The organism is Chloroflexota bacterium (genome assembly GCA_014360905.1).
Taxonomy (GTDB): Bacteria; Chloroflexota; Anaerolineae; order UBA2200; family UBA2200; genus JACIWX01.
This window is the reverse complement of record JACIWW010000003.1, coordinates 24976-45986: the sequence shown is the minus strand read 5'-3', so window position 1 is coordinate 45986 and position 21011 is coordinate 24976. Positions and strand designations below refer to the sequence as shown.

Here is a 21011-nt window from a genome sequence, read left to right as displayed (position 1 = left end):
AAGCTAATCTCCCCTACGTCGGTACAGTACGACATGATCCTCGTCGCCCTGTGCCGTAAGAAGGTAATAATGCTTATATGCTTCTTCGCGATTCTCGTTACGAATGTCTGGATAGGGTATCTCGATACGCTCATACGAAGCTGCAGCTAGAATTGCCGCGAGGATATCACGGTAATGTCCATGCTTGCGGTCAATCACCCAATCCGGTTGCTGATCGGAGAGCACACCACGGGCAGCAAACCCACCCAGTACGCGCAGGTTTGTGTAGAACTGGAGCGGCAGATCCTCATAGTTGACCAAAACCGTCTGTCCTGGCTTTGCATGTTGGGAGAGATATCCCACCAGCCCTTCGATAGGCCCTGCATAGGAATGAGTCAACTCTTGGGCATACATCCATAAATCAGAACGAAAACGAATGCTCCGTATCAAGTCTACCCAATTCATCGTGGGCGATGTGACGGCTTCTTGCCACCAATGGCTCTGCTCCAAAGGAGCGGCACTGAGCAGCCTATAGGGTAGAATATGTAAAACATTGCTTGTGATAAGCAACGCTAGCAAAGTATAAGCGAACACAGGCCAGCGCTCTAAGAACCTGGCGATGACAACCGCTAGCATGGCTAACAGCAACGGGATCAAATGCGTAAGGTAACGGAAGAATACCCAACCCAGCGTAGACAATGTTAAGATATTCACTACGACCACCAAACCAACTAGCTGGCAAAATGTGGCCTGCGTTGAATTCAATGCCAATCCATCTGCCTTTGACCGCTTTAGCAAGGCAACAATCAGCACAGGGATAAATATCAAAGGGAAAAACCAAAGAGTAATTTGCAGAAAATATTGCCCCAGGTGTGCTAGGAAACGATTCCATCGTGATGGACTTACTAACGTCAATTGACTTTGGACTGACGAGAACCCCGCTCGACTACCCAAACGCATGAAATAAGCCCAAGGCACAACAAGGACAGCGATAAGCAAAAAAGCAATCAAGAAACGATGCCAGACTATGCGTGTTCTAGCAAAAAAGAACAGATGCAGTAATAAGGCAGCTAATGTAGGGGGAAAAGCAAGATAGTCACTATGGTAGAGCAATACTGAAGAGAGTACGAAGTACGGCACAGTCCAGGGCCTTTCCAAGCGCAACCACAGATAAGAATCCACCGTAAGCAAGGTGAACAACGCAGAGAGCACATAGTACCGACACTGGCGAGCCAAAAGGATAAAGGGTACGCAAAATAAGAGAAGCACAGCCGCCGCTCGCGCAATGCGCTCATCTTTCAGCCAACGTAAGACAAAATAATAAAAGAAACAAAATGTGGCTAATCCTGCCAGAGCGAAGGGCGCTCGTGCCGCAACTGTAGTGGAGCCAAGTGCCGCAAAAGCAGCAGCAGTCAGTGCAAACTGCAACCAGGGGTGATAAATCCACACATAGTCACGCGTGAATTCAATAAACGGCTGTCCTTGTTGTTGAACCCAGGTTACTCCATTGGTGGAAAGTGGCAAACCATAAGCCAACAAATGACGCGCAATCACCGCTGTCTCCGCCTCGTCTTGCCAAAGATAGATATCTCCCAGATCTGCGAAGAGCAGTAGCATACCAATGATGAGAAGAAGCCAGAGGAATCTGGCTTCTATCCCGCGCTGCAACACTATTACCGGCTGGGGTGTTGTGGCCACGTTAGTCCCTCCGGCGTCTGTACAACACCACGTTATCCTCGCCTCGCGCAGTGAGATAATGATGAGCGCCTGGCTGCGGTCGGCTTTCCCATCGAATATCGGGATAGGGTATCTCTATGCGTTCATAGGAGCCAGAGGAGATGATCTCGGCCAATAATTCGCGGTAGTGACCATATTTGCGGTCGATCACCCAATCTGGCTGCATCTCGGCAAACAGAGCATGATGCCCAAGGCCACCAAGCACGCGCAGATCAGTGTAGAACATCAAAGGCAATTCTTCATCATTGACAACAGCTGTCTCCCCTGGTAGGGCATGTACAGAGAGATAATGCACCAAGCCCTCAATCGGCCCTTCATAGGTATGAGTCAACTGCTGAGCATACATCAGTACGTCAGAGCGAAAGCGGTTGGCAACGACCCAAAGCCCTTGCAAAGCTCTGAATGCCCCAGAATCAGGCCACAGATTCTGCCAGTTAATATGCTTGATGCCAGGAAGTCTATAGGGCAAGATATGCAAAGCATTGCTGAGCAGGAGCATGACCAGCATAGCCGCTCCCAAAGCAAACCAACGCTCCATAACCAACACGACGAGAATCGCCATGAGCATTAGCAACAATGGGACTAGGTGCAGAACGTAACGGAAATAAACCCAATCATAAGCGGCAAAAGCAGAAAGAAACAGGATATTGACCAGGATCACGAAGCCAGCAAGTTCGCAAAAGGCAGCCTGAGTTGGATTCAATGCAAATCCGGTACCCCTGGCCCGACGCATCCAGGCAACTAACAAGATTGGTACCAGAATCAAAGGGAAAATCCATACTGTAATGAACAGAGAATATTGTCCAAGATGTGCCAGGAAGCGATCCCATAGAAATAACTGGCCGCGATTCCACACGCGCATAAAATAGGCCCAAGGCAGCACGAGCAATACAATGAGACTTAGCGCCAAAAGGAAGCGATACAATACCTCACGCTTTGTTCTGGAAAGAAAAAGGTGCATAGACAATGCTGCCACCGTGGGGAAGAAAGCACCATAGTGACTATGGTATAACAGCACCGCTGATAAAACAAAGTAGGGGACAGCCCATGGCTCCTCTGCACGGAAGCGCAGGTAAGCATCCAAGATCACCAGAGTCATTAAGGCGACGAGTGCATAGTAGCGACACTGCCGCATATGTAGGATAAAAGGCACGCAAAAGAGCAGAAGTACAGTAGCTACACGCACTATGCGCTCATCTTTCAACCACCGCGATACAAAGCCATAGAAGAAGCCATAAATGACCAAGCCAATAAGAACAAATGGCAATCTTGCTGCCAAAGTAGTAGGCCCAAGGGTGATGAAAGCTAGAGCAGTCAACGCATATTGCAACCAGGAGTGAAAAATCCAGACATAGTTCTGCCTGAACTCTACGAAGGGATCATCCGCCTGCTGTACCCAATCCTTACCATCTGTCGCCAGAGGCACTCCATAAGTCAATAGATGGCGTGAAACAAGAGCCGTCTCAGCTTCATCTTGCCACAAATACATATCATCCAGCCGGCAAAAAAGCAATAGCGCAGCAACAAGCAACGCCAATGCTGGAAACGTGATATTTTGTAACCAATCTGAGCCGAGGTGCTTTGCACGATAGAGCATGAGATCAGGACTTGTTGCCTCCTTGAGCTGGTTTACTCACTGTTTCCATTGTATCTACAGTGGGCTGACGCCGTAGGATTTGAGGCAGGTGATAGCGACTGATGATCTCTGGCAATGTCTTCTTGAACTGAGGATAGCGCACGATGTTCCACTTTGCCAGCAAGTACCGTATCATCACTGCCAGAGTGCTTAAGCCGTAAATGACACTGTTCTTGAAGTTTACCGAAGAGGCTTCTTTGAAGTAACGCGTTGGAACTGCAATCTCTCCAATGCGAAAACCAAAGGCCACCGCCTGGGCAATTACTTCCGTATCGAAGACAAAATTATCCGAATTCAACAAAAAGGGAATGGTCTCCAGGAACCGCCTGCTATAAGCGCGAAAACCGGTATGGCACTCGGACAAATGTTGTCCCAGCACCAAATTCTCAATCATGGTCAAAAAGCGATTGGAGATATATTTGTACAAGGGCATGCCCCCAGCCAGAGTGCCCCCACTAAGAAAACGAGAGCCCAGCATCATATCAGCCTTGCCCTCCAAAATAGGACGGATCAGCTCGGGCACAAGTGTAGAATCGTACTGATAATCAGGGTGCAGCATGACCACAATATCCGCTCCCTCTTCAAGCGCCTTAAGATAGCAAGTCTTCTGATTGCCACCATAGCCCCTGTTCTGGATATGAACCACTACCTCCAACCCTAGCTGACGGGCAATTTCCACTGTCTCATCCTGACTTACATCATCCACAAGGATGACTTTATCCACCACTTCTTTCGGCAGGTCATTGTAAGTACGCTCTAAAGTTTTGGCTGCATTGTAAGCAGGCATGACTACAATAACTTTCTGACGCATACTCATCCCCTTCACCATCTAACAGGATAATTATGACAGACAATATCTGATGCACGCTTTCTCGAACTAACGACCCCTAACATCACAAAAGCCAACTTGGTTACTTTTTCCAATAATGCTCCCGATACTCTATGTAATAGGCTACTGTACGTCGCAGCCCCTCTTTGAGAGGGACTCGGGGGGTCCAACCCAATGTCTTCTGGATCTTGCTATAGTCGGCATAATAATCGCCGATGTCAATACGCTTTTTGTCCGGTGGAAACGGCACCAGGCGATAGCCGCCCTTGCCCGCGCCAAACTCCTGGCACACTTCTAACAACACTCGCACAAATTCCAAAAGGCTCACCGGCGGAGTGTTTCCAAGATTGAAAACACGTCCATTCGCCCCATCGTAAATAGCCGCTAACAGCATCGCTTCTACCACATCATCCACATAGTTCAAATCACGGACCTGCAATCCATCGCCAAAAATCTGTATCTCCTCATTGTCAATCGCCTGGCGGATAAACCAAGCCACAAAGCCTTGCCGATTGTGTTTCATCAATAAGCGCGGACCATAGGTGTTGGTTAGACGTAGCGATACAGCTCGGATACCGTACACGTTATTGTATAGGATATGATACCATTCACCAGCCATCTTGTTAATGCCATTTACATCTGTGGGGCGTAGTAAATGCTTTTCATCAACGGGCAGATATTCTGGAACACCGTAGACCTGCCGTGTGCTGGCGTAGACAATCTTAACATCAGGATTGTTGTGGCGGCAGGCTTCTAATATGGACAATTGCGCGCGACAATTGATCTCCAGGTCAGTATAGGGGTCCTGCATGCTGTCAATATGGCTAACCTGCCCCGCTAGATTGAACAGGTAATCCTGGCCGCGCACCAGATAGTTCATTCCATTCACGTCACGCACATCTGCGATATTGACCCGTACTTTGTCCTTCACAGGCTCTATGTTGAATAGATTGCCGCCATAGTCCGGTATCAACGAATCTACAAGGAGTACCTCAGCCCCTAATTCGACCAGTCGTATGGCGAGGTTGCTGCCGATAAAGCCAAGTCCGCCTGTAATCAGAACCTTCTTGCCCGCAAATGCGCTCTCATATAGCACTGTTTTGGGGTTTGCTACACCTTCTAATGCTTCCGCCATGTCCTGAACCTCTTCTTGAACAAGAAGAAGAGATTAGCAAACCCATCTCGCCAGAGCTGCAGTTTGCTTTCGCCTACACGCGCTTTGTAGTAGATAGGCAATTCACGTGCCTTGAGGCCTTTGCGTGTGAAAGCCTCGATCTTCAACTCCTCTGAAAAGGACATGTGATCACTGCTCAGGTCAAGCTGTGGGAGAATCGAACGCCTGAAAACCCACATGCCCGACTGAGAGTCCTTTAGCCAGATGAAGAAGAGCCCAAACATAGTCAGATTCAGGATAAAGTTGCCTAGGACACGCAGAAATGAGTTGGCTTCCTCGGCTTTGTGCCCTGTGCGATCACAGGAGATGAAATCAATGCCCTCTTCAATCATCACATCTACCAGAACGGGAATGAAGTTGCGCGGATAAGTTGCATCTCCGTCCATGGCTACGATGATGTCGCCGGTCGCGGCACGAAATCCAGCTTTGCAGGCTGCTCCGTAACCCGGCTTAGGCTCAAAGATAACCTTAGCGCCCATGCTCGCAGCGACTTCGGCAGTGCGGTCCGTGCAATTATTATCCACAACAATCACCTCATCTACTACATCGGGCATATCAGCAAGCGTAACATGAATCCCCTCCTCTTCGTTATAACACGGTATCACGACAGAGATCGAATAACCCTTATACACCTGATTCCTTTCTAGCACCAATTTATCTGTCTTCTGTGGATAAAGTTAGGACGCTTGCCGGCTCTTTCCCGCCTTTTATCCGATACCTTAACTTGCTCCATTTGAGTGCACTCCACTCTTTCACCACACGCGGCAAGACGAGTGGATTGAAGAGGATATTGATCGTCAGAAAACATTCATAAGTGCAGAAACACTTTGTATCGTGAATGTATCGACGCACTTCATCTGCCTTGGGACTATACCAAATCTTTTTGAAATCATAATCAAAATCGCGCACATTGCCGATTTCTTTATCAATGAGCAACTCGCAGGGCAGAACCTGCCCTTCGCTGAACATCGCACCACCCAGAGAGCCAGCATAGCACGGAATCTGGAAGCGGCGTTCGCGCACCGTTTTCGCAATAATGTGCGGCCGCACAATACGCTTGGCGTTCAAGAAATCAGAGAAGGGCATCTTGTAATAACCGGATAATATGCGCGCCTTGTTATCGCGCTCCAGCACAGCATGCAATTCCTCATACTTGCGAATGTCAAAATTCTTAGCACCTGGATCGCGGGGCGCGCCGCGTGTCAGCAAGGTAAAGACCGTGTTGACCCCTACTTGATGAGTCAAATAGTCATACAATTCTAGCAAGTGGTCTTGATTGTATGCCGAGACCGTGATCTCAACACAAGTGCTGAAATTAGGATAATGTTTTTCTAACAGTCGGAGCTCCTTGTAAGTGCGCACAGCGCGATCAAACAGCCCTGGGAATTGCCGGATCTCATCATGCCGCTCTCCGATATCGTCTATGGAAACGTCAATGTGCAGGTCAAGGCCGGGACAGGTATCGAGCATGTCTTTCGTCGTTTCGACAATGCGTGCGGTGAGACTGCCATTGGTCGGGATGCCCACGTTGGCAGCATGGTTATTGCGATGAAAGATGCGCACAATCTCTGCCAAATCCCGACGGAGAAAAGGCTCACCCCCAGTAGGAGTGAAAAAAAGCATGTCATCCATGCTGGCCGACACCCGCTCGATCTCATCAATAGTCAGCTCTCTTTCCTTTGCTGTAGGATTATGTTCAGCAAGCAGGCAGTGTTTGCAACGCGCGTTGCAAAAGTCGGTGACAAAGAACACAAAATATATTGGCGAGGCGCCTCTTTTGTACAAGATGCGACTGCCATACTTCAGATAACGCCTATAGTTCATTTCTAATCCCTTTGCGACCTATCAACAAGCCAACCAAAGCACGCCACTTTGTTCGTAGTTGGCACTCTAGTGCTGTTACTAGAAGCAAGACAACCCGCCTAACCCATCTTTAATAGCGGTTGCCTCTCAAGTAATCTATGATTGCCCATACAACACCTAACCCAGATACCCACAAATCAACGGGTAAGAACAAACAAGATTGTAAACCAAAGAACCAGCCCCGCGCGCGACGCAATGCATTCAGGAACGGCGCATTGACAAGCAAGATGGCCAGGTAAGTCAATAATGCTGCCAAGCCCCAAATGAAATGCCGTGTCCCCACAGCCAAAAAGATAAATAACAACAATAGCCAGGCCATTGGCACCCCCGCTATGAAAAACCACGGCACCGATGCATAGTACTTCTGCCCCGTTGCTCTGAGGCTCGGTTCCAATTTCTTGCGCAGCCAGGTTTTGGTCAAACCAAAGGCACGCTCAAAATCTGTCCTCAGCAACCCGCTAAATGAATAGTGCTTTAGATGCTCAACCGCTAGACGGCTATCGAGTCGTATTTTGTGCCCAGCGGATAGAAGCCGCTGCCCAAACTCAATATCCTCGGTAACGCTTGCACCGCGATAACCTGGGTCAAAGCCACCCATCTGCTCGAAAATCTCTTTGCGGATAGCGGCGATGCTGGTAAGGAAGACGCCCACACCTCGTTCGGCATCCTTGCTTGCCGCTAGACGCCGGTACGTATAATTCATCCACAAGTTCTTGAAATGGCTGCTAAAGTTACTGTACCGCAGCCTTTCCCCGAGCAGGCCGACTACTCCAGCAATGCTGGGGTCTTGAAAGTGGGCAGCCACGATACTCAGTGTATCTGGCTGCAGCACGATGTCAGCATCCGTAAATAGAATAATATCACCTTTGGCTTCCTTTGCGCCGATGTTCTTAGCCTGTGCTGCACCCACATTCTCTGTCAAGCGAATGAGCCGGCAGCCATATTGCGCTGCCACTTGAGCACTCTCATCCGCTGAAGCATCATCAACCACGAGTACTTCATACTCGGTATAGCTAGAGCCTTGAATAGCTTGTAGACACTCGCTCAGAGTATGTGCTGCATTGTGTACAGGGATCACGATTGAGATCATAGACCAAACTTCACCCTCACTAGGCCACCAGACTAGAAAAACTGCATGAATGCTCGTGAAAGAGTGTAATTCACTAATTCAACCTTTGAAGATGTCCGCCCAAAAGAACAAAGACAGTGCCTGGCGTTTGGATAGCTCTTCCTCAATCATCTGAACCTTAATATTAACGTCGCCCTAGAGAAAAGCACAGCGGCCTTGCCAACTTAACATCATAGATTATGCTCAAATTATACACTAGTTACATGAAAACAAGATATAAAGGCACGCTCAGTGCATGAAATTTCTGCAATACTGCCCAGAGCCGGCAGCACAGAATATCATGCCGTCGAAACAGCATGGGGTCTGTGCAAAGTACAGTCACTCCGCGAGGCGCATGCGCAGTTCGGCAGCATATGCAGATTTGAGCACCTGCGAGTGAGAGCGGATATACGCAGTGGTATCGGGTGAAAGTTGCTTCAGAGCACGTCCATCCAAAATAATGTAAGGTGCTCGAGTGAAAATAGCAAGCACTTCCCTTTGCGCCGGCTGCTGGTGAAAAACTTCTTGTGCTCTAACCCGCGTCGATCGCACCCAGACTTCCAGCAAAACTGGAATGGGCTTATCCGGTATGCCTAGATTCCGATAGAGCATTTCGCCGTAACTGTCAATGAAAAAAGAGCCTTCCCGGGCACCAGCCGGCGGGTGGGAGGATAGAAAAGTGTAATTCGTCTCGAAAGCCAGGATAGGTACACTATCGGGAAGGTGCCTACGAATGTGTGTGCTAATTTCCACATAGGCGGGTTTGATCTGCTCCAAAGCGGCTTTAGTTGAGCCAAACTGAAGCAACAGCCGCGGAAAGCCTAGGCCAAGCAACGCAACAAAAACCGCTACTTGCAGCATTGACCACAACTGCTGCGAAGCCACTGGTAAACGGTCTAGCGGACTAGCCATGTCATGCTCCATTTCCTGATTGAACAAGAGGCCACCTAAAATGGCTAATGGCACAGCCAGTTGGGAAAAATACGTGGCCCAGTAGGTACGACTGCTCAGCAACAGGAGCAATACCAATACAGCCCAAGCCAATACCAATAACCACAGGCGGCGGTGGCGCACTTTTTTACCAGCGAGAAAGGTTATTGCCACTCCCACGAGAGAAATCCGCACCGTGATCCAGGACCAAGGGTAGTTCCATATTTCCGCCAACCTAGCCAACGGGTGCGCAGTCCCATCCCATGGGCGCAGCAAATGAAAGAGATACATTTGCTTGATATAGTCTGTAGGACAGGTAATCAGAAAGAGCCCAGCACACAACAAGTAACTGCCCAGGAAGGAAACAACAAACCACCACACTTCGCGCCAACGACGCTGCATGAAAATCGCCAACGCAATCACAAGGGGAGGAACAATCGCTGTGCCCTTGCTGAGCAGGGCAAGGGCACAGAAGAAACCAGCAAGCAGAATCAGGGAGTTGGGTTTCTTTCGCAACCCATCCTTCACGTTGGGCGCACGAAGGGCAAGCAAGTAACAGAGGATAGCCAAAAGGGAGAAAAGGTTAGTAAGAGATTCCAGCATGGCACGCCGGTCTTGTGCTACAACAATACCGTCAACAGCCACAATGGCGGCAGCCAGTAAACCGCTTCTTTTCCCCCCAATCAGGTTAGCAGCGAAGAAGGTAAGCAACACGGTAAACAAGCCATAGGCAACAGAGGCATAGCGCAAGGCCATCAGACCGGTAGGACTGCCCCAAGGATGATAGAATATGCGCAATACAACCATGAATAGATAAATGGCCAGCGGGGGCATAGGCGTGAAAAAGTCGCGATACGGCAGATAGCCTTGCAAAGCCAACTGAGCTGTCGTGGCATAGACCCCTTCATCAGCATCTTGAGCATAAAGCAACCCGACCTCTGGAGGTACCAAGCGATACAACCGGCAGACAAGCCCCATCAAAAGGATCAATAGCAAGGCTATCGAATGCCAGTTCTCGAGAAAAAATTTGACTCGCATCGCCTGCAGAGCTCCTAGCCGGCACAGTCGCCCTTGGTGAACGAGGCGATCAGCTCAGCACCCCAGATGTACTTCCACTGGCAACATTGGAATCCATGCTTTTGTAGCACGCGCAACAAACTTTCGCGCGTGTAGTGAGTGATATGCTCATCCGCATACGCACCCGGTGCAAAAAACTTGTATAGCCGTTCCAAAATTGGCCAGACCCGGCTTCCATAGTCAGGCGTGCCAATCACCAGCCTGCCTCTCTTTTTCAACACGCGATTCATCTCGCGAAAGGGCTGCTCGCTCGCTTCGAGATGCTCGATAACCTCTGAACAAAGCACCTGATCGAAGACCCCATCGCCAAAAGGCAAAGCAAATGCGCTGGCATTGACTAGGGGACGCTTGTAACGCCGTGCGCAACGGAGTTTGTTCAATTTGATATCCAACCCAATCGAATCTGCACTCAAACCGCGAAGGATATGGCTAGACCCACAGCCAACATCCAGACATCGCTTGGAGCGGTCAAGCATCCCCAGGATAATGGCATAACGCCTGCGCTGCCAATAGCGCTGCAGAGGGATGACGCTGTCAAAAGCACGCGCGTCATAATCAGCGGAGTTTATCGAGTTGCGCAACTTCCACATACGGAACAAAGTGTTCAAGTAGGCTATGCCAAATCGCAACAACTTCACCTTTGACTTGCCTTGTTCCCTTGGCATGTAGTGCATTGGCATTTCTAGAATCGTATAACCCTGCGCATAGCACTCGATCAAAATCTCTTCCAGTGCGTCGAAATCCTTGCTCTGCAAGTCGAGACTGCGGAGGATGGACGCACGATAGAGGCGAAACCCGCTGGAAATATCTCTTATCGGCAGGGATAGGACTCGTGTATAAACGCGGTTGAGAATAATGCTCAAGATATGCCTGTACCACGGCATATCCGTGCTCCCGCCCTCTACATAGCGAGAAGCAACAATGACATCGGCTTTCGCACGCTCATTCCACATAAGCGGGATGAAATCCGGTGTGTGGGATAAGTCTGCATCCATAGTCAAGATGTACTCACCCGAGGCATGACCGAACCCTGCCCACAATGCTCCACCATAGCCTGGCTCATTCTGTTGCAACAGAACAACCCCCGCAGCTCTACAGACCTCCTCTGTAGCATCTGCCGAATGGTTGTCTACTACGAGAACTTCGTATTCGCAGCCAAGATTCGATAATACGGCATGTAACTGGGGCAACAGTTTGACCAAATTGTCCGCTTCATTCCAAGCAGGGATAACGACGCTGAGTTCCATAGGCTTTCACACTATCTCAATTTGAATACCACTAGTTTCCCATCTGTGCTGCGCACCACGTGAAACAGTTCCAGCTCAGCGGGAGTCGCATACTCATTCAGCAGAAAAGCGAGTTGTGGACGTAGTTCGCGTGTCTCGAGCTCATCCAAAACAAAGTAATCCACCTGATTGGCTCGCGCATAAGACAGAACTTGCTCATACTTGGCATTCGGAGTGGGTTTCCAACGAGCATCGGCGTAAAAAGCAATTGCTGGATAGCGAGACATTACTGTAGAACCCTGAGGGATATGCTCCTTTAGCCAAAGTCCTACGGCTTTATGTTCTGGACGGAAGGATCCTGTCGTTGTGTAGTCTTCAATGATCCTCGGCTGAAGCAAGATGAGACAAACGAGGAGGACTAGGGTGGGAACCGCTACCAAAACAGTCAGCCAACGGCGTCGTAGTGCGTGCCCAGCAAGCAGATTCGCCACAGTTTGACTGAGCCACAGTCCTAGTTCATAAGCACCCAAAGCCAGCCAGATAACCAGAGTGGGCAGCACAGTAGCAATATAGCGATCTTGGATGAAGAACAGCAAGAAAACCCCTACCGGCATAAGGGATGCCAGCAAGAGCAATTCCCCCTTCGTCCGGAATTTGTCCCAAGGCCTTTTGAAGAAGGCAAGACCTATCAGAGGCAAAAAGTAATAAGAAAACAGCCGCCAGGAGAGCAAATAGTTGATAAAACGGCGTACATTCCGAATGAACAACTGCATGAATTCAGAAGGATACGCACGGATGACATTCCACATGCTCACATGGTAGCTCTCGCGGGAGAAAAAGAACACCTCCCGCCCAGTGGAGTCCAATCCCCAAGTAGCCTGGTCAAAAGCTTTCGTATCACCCTCGGAAAGACCGATACATGTTACAAAAGTCACTCCTGCTTTCTCACTGATCATCCACGAGCCAGTCTCTCGAGCAACGTAATAGGCATAGGGCAAAAACAATAGCAAAAACCCTACAACATAAAGCGTCAACGCAACCAGTGTCCGACGCGTGAATAATTTTCGCTCAAAGAGCCTGACCAAAGCCAGTAACAGACCACCTATAGCCACGTACGCCACGGCCTCAGGACGGGTCAAGTAGGCCAGGCCGAAGCAGATGCCGGCCAAAAGATAAGACCAGAGACGTTCTCGACGCATAGCGAGGAGGGCCATGAGCAGGCCAGTGTAGACAAAGAAATAATAAGGGGGCTCGGTCAACGTGCCCCAGAAAAGCGGCGCTGTGGCAACAGCCGGATAGATAGCGAGCAGGGCTATAGTAATATAACCTACCTCCCTTCTGTACATTTCTTTTGCTAGCAGATACATTGGGATGACCAATAGTACGCCAAACAATACGTAACAAATGTCGCTAGCCAACTCCATGTTGTGGGTAAGAAGATAGAACAGCCCAGACAGCAATGGATACATCGGCGTATGGTGTACATCGGAGTAGCCAGTAAAAGTGTAGCCTCTTCCAGTGAGCCAGTTACGCCCCAACCAGAGGTAGAAAGGCTCATCACCCCACACAATGCGCTGTGGCAGCAACAATGCCCCCAGACGCACCAACGCAGTCAAAAGGCACAGAGCAGCAATAGTTAGGACTTCATTCCTTCTGGGATTAGTTCGTGTCACATTCGTCATTTGTATCGCTTCTCCCTTTTTCATCGCTAGCCTTTTGCTCAAGCACTTCAAGCCGGGCTTGCAGCAATGCCAGTTCCTGGATCAAAACTTTGATCTGATCGCTCATACGAGAAAAACGCATAGAGAACTGGAAAAGAATAAACAATAAAGAAATAATGGCTAGCACAAAAATCAGGGCTGGTGGGTACTCGATCCCAAGGGTATATGCAAGCATATCCAAATAATCGATGAACAAAGGGGTGAGCACCAACACCACACCTGTGAGTAGCCATAATAGGGCAAATTCTTCTTTCAATTTCCTTGTGCGTACCAAGTTGATCACAAATAACAAGACTGCGAGGCCCAGCACGATCGCAAAAAGGCGAGCCCGAAATTCCATAACATCCTCCTCCTGCAAAGCGAGGCGCAAGCAATCATTCAACCAAGCGCTCATTTCAATTCCCCAATGTCTTCGAGCACAGTTCTCATCGGCGCAAAGGAAAATGCGTCCAACAGCGCTGCGAGTCGAGGCAGCATCTTGCCAATGTTGTGATATGTAGCTAAGCGGGCTGGCAAAGGCAGTTCCAATCGCGGCGTATTGGGATACGTTTCCCAAGGGTGCACATAAATGACAAAAGGCCTTTCACTGTTAATTTGTCTCAAACAAAATTTGACTAAAGCAAGCGGCAAAATCCGTAAGTAAACGCCACCGCCCACAGGTATCTTCAGACCTGCCCATGACCACACGGACATAGGGAATTCAAGCAGTGCACCATGATCATCAGGCACTGCAATGTTTCCTGCGGAAGGACGGTAGATTGTGAGCGGGCAGCCGCTAACTCCATAAAGCGGAGTGCGCAGCGGAAACACGCTCGAATCGTACCGATACCCAAACTCTGCTAGGATACCCAATGCCCAATGCGTCCGGTTATCCAGAGAAAAGGTGGGAGCGCGAAAACCAATGATCTCGGTCCCAGGCACAAGCGCTGATATGACTTGACCGAACTCTTCCAACTCGGTGCGGAATTCATCCGGTGTCATCTCCCACAATGGCCTGTGGCTCATTCCATGGCAGGCCAGTTCATGACCTTGCGCAGCAATAGCCTCGATAAGACTTGGATGTCGTTGAGCCACTTGGCCCACAACAAAGAAAGTGGCTTTAACTCCTCGCTCCTGCAGCAAATCCAAAAGCGGCCAAGTGGATTGTTCAATCTGCGCCTCCTGCTCAGCGGACGACAGCCGGGGACGCACCAATTCGGGATGATACCAATCCTCCAAGTCTATCGTCAATGCGTTCAACACGGTGAAGGTCCTTCTCTTAGCGGACTCTGACCTCGCCGCACGGCATTGCTATGGGTACGCTGGCGCAATAAAACAATAAAAATAGAAAGAAACATCTTGAATATGTAGTAGATAGGTTTCCAACTAGAATGCATAGATTGCCCGCTCAATCTTTCACGCATTACAACGGGCACTTCGGCTAAACGGAACCCGGCAAAATGCAGCAGCAAGATGGTATCAGCATCAGGAAAATCAACAGGATAATTGTCCTTAGCAAAAAATTCCATCACCTCACGATTGAAGGCCTGGAAGCCAGAGGTTGCATCGGTGATATGCCGCCCTGTGATGCGCGAGACTACCTGGCTGAAGAAAGCCATCCCCACGCGCTTGAAAAAAGTAGTGCGATACTCCATCCGCCCTAAAAAACGGGAACCAAGCGCAAAATCTGCCTTACCTGATTGTACTACCTGCAACAGATCTGCGATACAACTAGCTGCATGCTGTCCATCTGCATCCATCAACACCCCAAAATCGTAGCCGTAGTGAACGGCGTAGCGAAAACCTGCCTGTACTGCACCACCATAGCCCAGATTGCAGGGCAAGCGCAGCACACGCGCTCCAGCATCAAGAGCAACAAGCGCGGTGTCATCGGTCGAATAGTCGTCAACGATCAATATGTCTAGCTCAAGTCCGGTATCTCTCACCTCGGCCAAGACCTGTCCAATGTTGTTCGCTTCGTTGTGAGCAGGTATAATCAAAAGAGTCTTTGCTGTGGAAGCGCTCATGCTACATACTCCCTCGATTCCAAGCAATGACTTCGTCAATTTTTTCCACCAGCCGACCACGCGGTTCATACCCAAGTAGTTCTCGGGCTTTGCGTATATCAGCAACAGAGTTGCGCAGTTCACCAGGATGTGCGGGTATATGCTGAGGCTCAATGCCAGGATGCATACGCGCACAGAGTAAAGCAGCCAACTGGTTCACCGAGGTGCCTACACCAGAACCAACATTGCATACTTCCCCATGCACAGGGCGCACCAAAGCGCGAAACGTAGCTTCAACAACATCGCCGACATACACAAAATCACGACACTGTTCACCATCACCGAAGATCAATGGTGGTTCGCCACGCAGTAGGCGTTGAATGAAAATGGTGATAACCCCCACATATGGAGTGAAACCTTGTCGCGGACCATAAGTATTGAAATAGCGTAAGGCTACCGCCTGAAAACCAGATTGCTCTGCCACCAGCATGGCATATCTTTCGCTGGCTAGTTTGGCAACACCATAAGGCGATATCGGTACTGTGGGGTGTGTTTCAGGCAAGGGAACAGGTTTCTCAGCATCAGCATAAACAGCCATGGAAGAAGCGTAGACAAACTTCTTAATCCTCGCGGAGGCGCAGGCGCGCAACACATTGAGGGTGCCCATGAGGTTAGTTTCTGCATCCTCATAAAAACCAGCTACCGAAGCGCGTATACTGACTCTAGCTGCCAAGTGAAAAACAGCGTCCACACCAGACACGGCTGTTGCCACTGCAGCAGGGTCTCGAACATCACCCAGTATAAATTCGGCTTCCTTTGGTACATTCTCGCGCTTGCCGACGGATAAATCGTCCAGCACTACCACCTGCAGGCCTTCTTGCAGAAGCCGCTCTACCAGATGAGAGCCGATAAACCCTGCCCCTCCAGTTATCAGCGCTCTTTTATAATCCACAGTTCAACCCCTTCTCAGAAGAGCAATCAATACTGACATCAGGAGTCAATAGCATGCGATGGATATCCTGCGTGGTTGTAATACGCGTGCCGGAGAGAATCAACGAATCCTCGATCGTAATCGGATTCTCCACTGTTACATCATCTCCGAGCACGGACCCCACCAGCATGGCACCCGGATGGATCGTCGTATTCCGTCCCACCAGATATGGCTTGCCTAGCCGCTGAAGTTGATTGCAGTTGCAATCCAGCAAATCACAGGCAAAAGTGATGTTCATATCCCAATCAATGACTTCTGCGGGATAGACGGGAAAGCCATCGTCAATGAGGATTTGGATCGAATTCGTAATCTCGTACTCATCGCGCTGCGCTGTCCGTGGTGTGCGCCTGATGGCATCGAAAATAGCCAGGTCAAAAATATATACGCCACACCCTTTGAGGTCACTGGTCACATAACGCGGCTTCTCAATCACCCGCGTGACGGTACCACTAGCATGCAGGATTACGGCAAAGTTGCGTCGGACGTACTCCGGGTTTTTCTCCCGCTTGACAGCCAATACAGCTCCTGCGCGGCGCTCCCAGAACATGCGCTCCATGGATTGCAAGTCCTTGGGCACGAGAAAGATGTCACCCAGGAACAGGATAAATGGCGAATCAACCACGTTTTCCAGTTGCGCCACGGCATGGGCAATGCCCAGTGTTTCCTGCTGCTCGACATAGCGGATATGTAGACCTAGAGAAGAACCATCACCAAAGTAGGAGATAATCTCTTCCTTCAAATGACCAACGACAATAATCACATCGCGTACGCCGATCTTGCGCATATCTTCCAACTGGTATTGGATGATGGGCTTGTTACACACCGGCAGCAAGGGCTTGGGCAGGTATAAGTTTAACGGTTGTATACGGCCGCCTTTGCCAGCAGCTAAAATGACCCCGAGTAATTTTTGTGACAAGATTCCTCCAAGTTTAAAAGCTGTTGATAATCTTTGCCCTAAAGAGCATTTGCTTGTATTTCAAGTAAATCAAGAATAAGAGCATATGCCAACTCGTACGCAGGGCCTTCAACTTGGTTTTCCCCCCGGCTCGTTCGTAGTGAGTAATGCCCACCTCACCAATGCGATAACCTAAAGTATGAGCGCGCACTAGCAATTCCGTGGGTGTCGGGTATCCTCGCGCCTCCACTGTAAGGCGTCGTGCTACATCACCTCGCAGAAGTTTTAGCGCACAATTGGTATCGCGCAAAGATAGGCGGAATAAAACACGGATAATAAGGTTGAGTACTCGATCAGCGATCACCCGCAATGGCTGGTCCTGCTTGTGGCGCCGGTAGCCAGTGACCACATCATAGCCTTTTTGCATCTCTGCCAACAGAAGCGCGTATTCAGCGGCATCAAATTGCCCATCTGAATCAATGGTCAAGACATAGTCGCCCCTAGAGCGAGCGATAGCACTGGACAAGGCATAACCATATCCTTGATTGACGGCGTGATCTACTACTATCAGGTTGTCGAATTTGCGCTGGAGGTCCCGCAAGATGTCCTTAGTGCCATCGGTGCTGCCATCTTCGCCGATGACTATTTCGCCCTGGATGCCATCACGGGCAAAGATGTCTTCCCAATAAGTTACCAATTTCTCGATATTCTCGCGTTCGTTGTAGGCGGGTGCGGTGATAGATAGGAATATATTTGAAGACATCAACTACCCTCGCTCTTTCTGAGCACTCATTTCGCTTTGACTAAGACATAATTTCCAGAACGATATATGACCTCTCCCAGTTCTTGCAGCGGTTCCCAATATACCCAATCAGCCAGCACGTAGCAATCTTCTCCGCTCATAAACAAACGCCGCAATGCCTGCTCATCGGTTACCAGAAGCAGTGGCCGGCCTGCATAAAACAAGGCCGAGGGTCTAATCCAATATGAGCCTGGCCAATAATTCACCATGATGGCATTTTCGCTAACCACATATTTGCTGTAAGAAGCCACTGACTTCACATCCGGATTGAAGTCTCTGGCGGAAGGCAAGATGGGATGAAAAGCCACAGTAGTTACTAGGACAAGGAGAAGAGCCAGCTCCCTGCGCAACACTGCAGCCAGCAGGTTCATGGTCAATAATGCCAACGCTGGATAAACGGGAATGATATACCAGCCTATCTTGCTGCGTGAGATATTGTACAATAACATGGGCACCAGTGTCCAACACAACAAGAGGGTTGCCGCTCGGTCCCTATGACGCAGAGCCCGGTATATCCCGTACAGGACTGCTAATGCTATGAGCGGATACAAAATGGGAAAACCTTGCCGTATAATGCGGAAATAGAAAAAAGGATCCCGCATATGACCCTGCTCACCGGTTACGTAACCCACAGTCAAAGAAACCATGTAAGAATCCCAGAAAGACCGACCCCAGATCAGCAACTGACCCAGATGCCAGGGTACTGCCACCAGCAGCGAGAGCAGAAATCCCCAGATGATCTCCTTCTGTTTCCAGAACAACCCTGCACTGGTGAGCAAAAAGAGCACTACAATGCCATAGGCCATCAATCCGGCAACGCTCTTCACCATCAGCCCCAGACCAAGTGGTATCCCCAGCCAGATGAGCCACTTGGCATCTCGCTGGCCACGCCAGACAAACCAGACAGACAGGGTCATCATCAGGATCAGAGGTGCATCGAGCATTCCTACACGCGCTAAACTAACGAAGTTGCAGCTATGGCTGGAAAGATTACGGTTAATAGCCAGCAGGATGATAGCCGCGCCCAGACCCACAATGCGTTTGCCAAACAGATCACGTCCTAGCATATAGACTAGCAAGATGACCAATACACCGGAAAAAGCAGATACGACCCGCGCCGCAAACTCATTGATGCCAAATACCTTGTAGGCCAATGCAGTGAACCATAAGCACAGCGGAGGCTTGTCGAAGAACTCCACGCCGTTCCAACGCAAAGTGTTAAAGTCATTCCGCCATAGCATTTCCCGCGCGATCTGTGCATAGGCCGCTTCATCATAGTCCCCTAGACTACCCTCACCCAGGCGCCAGAACATAACAATGGCAGCCATTAGTGCCAAGATCAGGAGCAAGACAAGATCTACTTTCGGCAATTCAAGGTGAAAATGACCTCGCCACAGATTCGTTATCCTCTTGTACAAATTGGATACCATTTCGACTACCTCAGCCTTGTTCTTTCTGCCTGAGACGATAAACATATAGCAATACGACCCCTTTGTAATCCAGAGCATACACTGGTGAGTATTCGCGCAGGATATCCACCACCTCTGGCGTATAGCTGAACCCAGTTTGACGCATCTCAACTACTGCGTAATCAGCTTCATAAGGACTGACAATGTCCCCTCCCGTTACATCCAGATCTTCCCGTAACAAACCATAGCGCTGATAGAGGCGTAAGACAAAAGGATTTTCCGCCCATACAATGGCCCCGGGCTCGGCGTTTTGGTTCAGATACGGCAGCGCGTCTCGATACGTCTCACACCAGAAAGTGGTTTCTAGCCCCAGTCGGGTAGCTCCGGGCAGTCCCCCCACCAGTTCACTATAGTAAGACAATTCATATGGGTGGATGTCAACGATGGAAAACAACGGTGGTATGAGAAGCAAAACTAACAGCAAGCCAAATAGCCAACGGGCTTGGCGTGGGCTAACCTGCTGGTAGAACCGCTGCCAAGTCGCACTCAACAGGCTCAACACACTGCCAAATCCCACTCCAGCAAGACAAGCCAGGTACGGGTAAGCAGGGATAAAGTGCCTTTCGCCGCTATATACCGCTTGGAATGGAGTAGCAGCGATGAGCAGAGGCACCAATGCATTCAGAATGAGCAGCCAGCCCGTTCGGTCTGACCTGCTGCGCACAACTCGAACGAATCCCAATACATACATTACCGTGATGACCAAAGGCACCACAGCCAATGTAATGACGAATGGATAATGCCAAGGCACATGCGCTGGCGTCTGACCTAGGTAGAACTGGGGCCGGTCTTTGAAACGCGATGCCATGAAGAAATAGTATAGCAGGCGATTTACTGTATCGTGGTACAACCAAGGCCATATAGCGATGAAAACCCCAATGCCAATGATCCCCATCAGGATTAGCTTGGCTAACGCGCGCCAGTTGCGGTCAAACAGCAGCACCCAGATAACCCACACTAAAGGCATAACGATGGCATTCAATTTGGTTCCAAATGCCAGGCCATAAGCAATCCCCGTGCAGAGGACCAGAAACCAACTGGGCTTGGCTACGTATCTCCAGAAAAGGTACATCGCTAAGAACCAGGTAATGGCTACCGTAGTGTCAATGTTGGCCAAGTGAGCATGGAGGAACATACGTGGCATGAGCACCAAAGATAGAGCAGCAAAGATGCCACTCGCTGTATCGTAGGCAGAGGCTACCATCCAAAATACCAATGCCACCAGGAGTGAAAATAGTGCTGCATTGCTCACGCGATGAGCAGCAATATCGCCTAGCACGCCCCGTAAAGCAGCCCACGTCAGGCCAGACAAGAACTTGCCCAACGGAGGATGCAGTTCCAGAGTCGGGTGCTGCATCCACCAACGGGTAATGGATGCATCCGAAAATGCTTCACGCAGGTCACGCTGCTGCAGGCCTTGTTTGAGCAGTCCCAACCAGGTCATGTAGCCACGTGAAGCCTTCAGGTACAATGGCTCATCCCAGGTCACGCCGACATCACTCAATGTGAGCAGAATCGCTACCATTGTGCAAGTGGCCAGTATCAGACCGATGACGAATTGCCTGCGCTCAACACGCAAAGTTGACATA

General features: G+C 49.8%; 18 protein-coding genes. All 18 read right to left on the bottom strand.

Going from position 1 to position 21011, the window contains the following annotated elements:
* Positions 1 to 3: 3 nt before the first annotated feature.
* The 18 genes from H5T67_02115 to H5T67_02030 all read right to left on the bottom strand — a co-directional run bounded on the left by H5T67_02115 (position 4) and on the right by H5T67_02030 (position 21010).
* A complete protein-coding gene (locus H5T67_02115) occupies positions 4 to 1677 on the bottom strand; it encodes a hypothetical protein (protein MBC7244115.1) in 1674 nt (557 codons plus the stop codon).
* Position 1678: 1 nt separating this feature from the next.
* Positions 1679 to 3205, bottom strand: coding sequence for a hypothetical protein (locus H5T67_02110; GenBank protein ID MBC7244114.1), 1527 nt, complete (start codon positions 3203 to 3205; stop codon positions 1679 to 1681).
* Between the two features lie 112 nt (positions 3206 to 3317).
* Positions 3318 to 4169, bottom strand: coding sequence for a glycosyltransferase family 2 protein (locus H5T67_02105; GenBank protein MBC7244113.1), 852 nt, complete (start codon positions 4167 to 4169; stop codon positions 3318 to 3320).
* Between the two features lie 94 nt (positions 4170 to 4263).
* Positions 4264 to 5316, bottom strand: a complete 1053-nt coding sequence (locus H5T67_02100; GenBank protein ID MBC7244112.1) for an NAD-dependent epimerase/dehydratase family protein — start codon at positions 5314 to 5316, stop codon at positions 4264 to 4266.
* On the bottom strand, positions 5301 to 5987 hold the full coding sequence (locus H5T67_02095; GenBank protein MBC7244111.1) for a glycosyltransferase family 2 protein: 687 nt from the start codon (positions 5985 to 5987) through the stop codon (positions 5301 to 5303). Before H5T67_02095 ends, H5T67_02100 begins: the two co-directional genes overlap by 16 nt.
* Before the next feature lie 22 nt (positions 5988 to 6009).
* Complete coding sequence (locus H5T67_02090) at positions 6010 to 7179, bottom strand: radical SAM protein (GenBank protein ID MBC7244110.1); 1170 nt, start codon at positions 7177 to 7179, stop codon at positions 6010 to 6012.
* 109 nt (positions 7180 to 7288) lie between these two features.
* A complete protein-coding gene (locus H5T67_02085) occupies positions 7289 to 8308 on the bottom strand; it encodes a glycosyltransferase (GenBank protein ID MBC7244109.1) in 1020 nt (339 codons plus the stop codon).
* A gap of 357 nt (positions 8309 to 8665) precedes the next feature.
* Positions 8666 to 10294 (bottom strand): phospholipid carrier-dependent glycosyltransferase, encoded by a 1629-nt coding sequence (locus H5T67_02080; protein ID MBC7244108.1) that lies wholly within the window; start codon positions 10292 to 10294, stop codon positions 8666 to 8668.
* 14 nt (positions 10295 to 10308) lie between these two features.
* On the bottom strand, positions 10309 to 11580 hold the full coding sequence (locus H5T67_02075) for a glycosyltransferase (GenBank protein MBC7244107.1): 1272 nt from the start codon (positions 11578 to 11580) through the stop codon (positions 10309 to 10311).
* An 11-nt stretch (positions 11581 to 11591) separates the two neighbouring features.
* The gene (locus H5T67_02070) at positions 11592 to 13241 is read right to left on the bottom strand and encodes a glycosyltransferase family 39 protein (protein ID MBC7244106.1); all 1650 of its coding nucleotides are present in this window, start codon (positions 13239 to 13241) and stop codon (positions 11592 to 11594) included.
* A complete protein-coding gene (locus H5T67_02065; protein MBC7244105.1) occupies positions 13219 to 13650 on the bottom strand; it encodes a DUF2304 domain-containing protein in 432 nt (143 codons plus the stop codon). Before H5T67_02065 ends, H5T67_02070 begins: the two co-directional genes overlap by 23 nt.
* Positions 13651 to 13670: 20 nt before the next feature.
* On the bottom strand, positions 13671 to 14522 hold the full coding sequence (locus H5T67_02060) for a polysaccharide deacetylase family protein (GenBank protein MBC7244104.1): 852 nt from the start codon (positions 14520 to 14522) through the stop codon (positions 13671 to 13673).
* Entirely contained in the window at positions 14516 to 15286 is a 771-nt protein-coding gene (locus tag H5T67_02055; GenBank protein ID MBC7244103.1) for a glycosyltransferase family 2 protein, read from the bottom strand. The genes H5T67_02060 and H5T67_02055 overlap by 7 nt, the downstream gene beginning before the upstream one ends.
* Before the next feature lies 1 nt (position 15287).
* On the bottom strand, positions 15288 to 16217 hold the full coding sequence (locus tag H5T67_02050) for an SDR family NAD(P)-dependent oxidoreductase (GenBank protein ID MBC7244102.1): 930 nt from the start codon (positions 16215 to 16217) through the stop codon (positions 15288 to 15290).
* Complete coding sequence (locus tag H5T67_02045; GenBank protein MBC7244101.1) at positions 16207 to 17172, bottom strand: NTP transferase domain-containing protein; 966 nt, start codon at positions 17170 to 17172, stop codon at positions 16207 to 16209. Before H5T67_02045 ends, H5T67_02050 begins: the two co-directional genes overlap by 11 nt.
* A 13-nt stretch (positions 17173 to 17185) precedes the next feature.
* Positions 17186 to 17914, bottom strand: coding sequence for a glycosyltransferase family 2 protein (locus H5T67_02040; GenBank protein ID MBC7244100.1), 729 nt, complete (start codon positions 17912 to 17914; stop codon positions 17186 to 17188).
* 26 nt (positions 17915 to 17940) lie between these two features.
* Complete coding sequence (locus H5T67_02035; protein ID MBC7244099.1) at positions 17941 to 19428, bottom strand: glycosyltransferase family 39 protein; 1488 nt, start codon at positions 19426 to 19428, stop codon at positions 17941 to 17943.
* Complete coding sequence (locus H5T67_02030; protein ID MBC7244098.1) at positions 19394 to 21010, bottom strand: glycosyltransferase family 39 protein; 1617 nt, start codon at positions 21008 to 21010, stop codon at positions 19394 to 19396. The genes H5T67_02035 and H5T67_02030 overlap by 35 nt, the downstream gene beginning before the upstream one ends.
* Position 21011 lies beyond the last annotated feature (1 nt).

Bases quoted from the DNA above. Each gene is read 5' to 3' on its own strand.
- H5T67_02110 (MBC7244114.1), bottom strand. From the start codon at position 3,205: ATGTATTTGTGGCAAGATGAAGCTGAGACGGCTCTTGTTTCACGCCAT.
- H5T67_02105 (MBC7244113.1), bottom strand. From the start codon at position 4,169: ATGAGTATGCGTCAGAAAGTTATTGTAGTCATGCCTGCTTACAATGCA.
- H5T67_02100 (MBC7244112.1), bottom strand. From the start codon at position 5,316: ATGGCGGAAGCATTAGAAGGTGTAGCAAACCCCAAAACAGTGCTATAT.
- H5T67_02090 (MBC7244110.1), bottom strand. From the start codon at position 7,179: ATGAACTATAGGCGTTATCTGAAGTATGGCAGTCGCATCTTGTACAAA.
- H5T67_02085 (MBC7244109.1), bottom strand. From the start codon at position 8,308: ATGATCTCAATCGTGATCCCTGTACACAATGCAGCACATACTCTGAGC.
- H5T67_02080 (MBC7244108.1), bottom strand. From the start codon at position 10,294: ATGCGAGTCAAATTTTTTCTCGAGAACTGGCATTCGATAGCCTTGCTA.
- H5T67_02075 (MBC7244107.1), bottom strand. From the start codon at position 11,580: ATGGAACTCAGCGTCGTTATCCCTGCTTGGAATGAAGCGGACAATTTG.
- H5T67_02070 (MBC7244106.1), bottom strand. From the start codon at position 13,241: ATGACGAATGTGACACGAACTAATCCCAGAAGGAATGAAGTCCTAACT.
- H5T67_02055 (MBC7244103.1), bottom strand. From the start codon at position 15,286: ATGAGCGCTTCCACAGCAAAGACTCTTTTGATTATACCTGCTCACAAC.
- H5T67_02040 (MBC7244100.1), bottom strand. From the start codon at position 17,914: ATGTCTTCAAATATATTCCTATCTATCACCGCACCCGCCTACAACGAA.
- H5T67_02035 (MBC7244099.1), bottom strand. From the start codon at position 19,428: ATGTTTATCGTCTCAGGCAGAAAGAACAAGGCTGAGGTAGTCGAAATG.
- H5T67_02030 (MBC7244098.1), bottom strand. From the start codon at position 21,010: ATGTCAACTTTGCGTGTTGAGCGCAGGCAATTCGTCATCGGTCTGATA.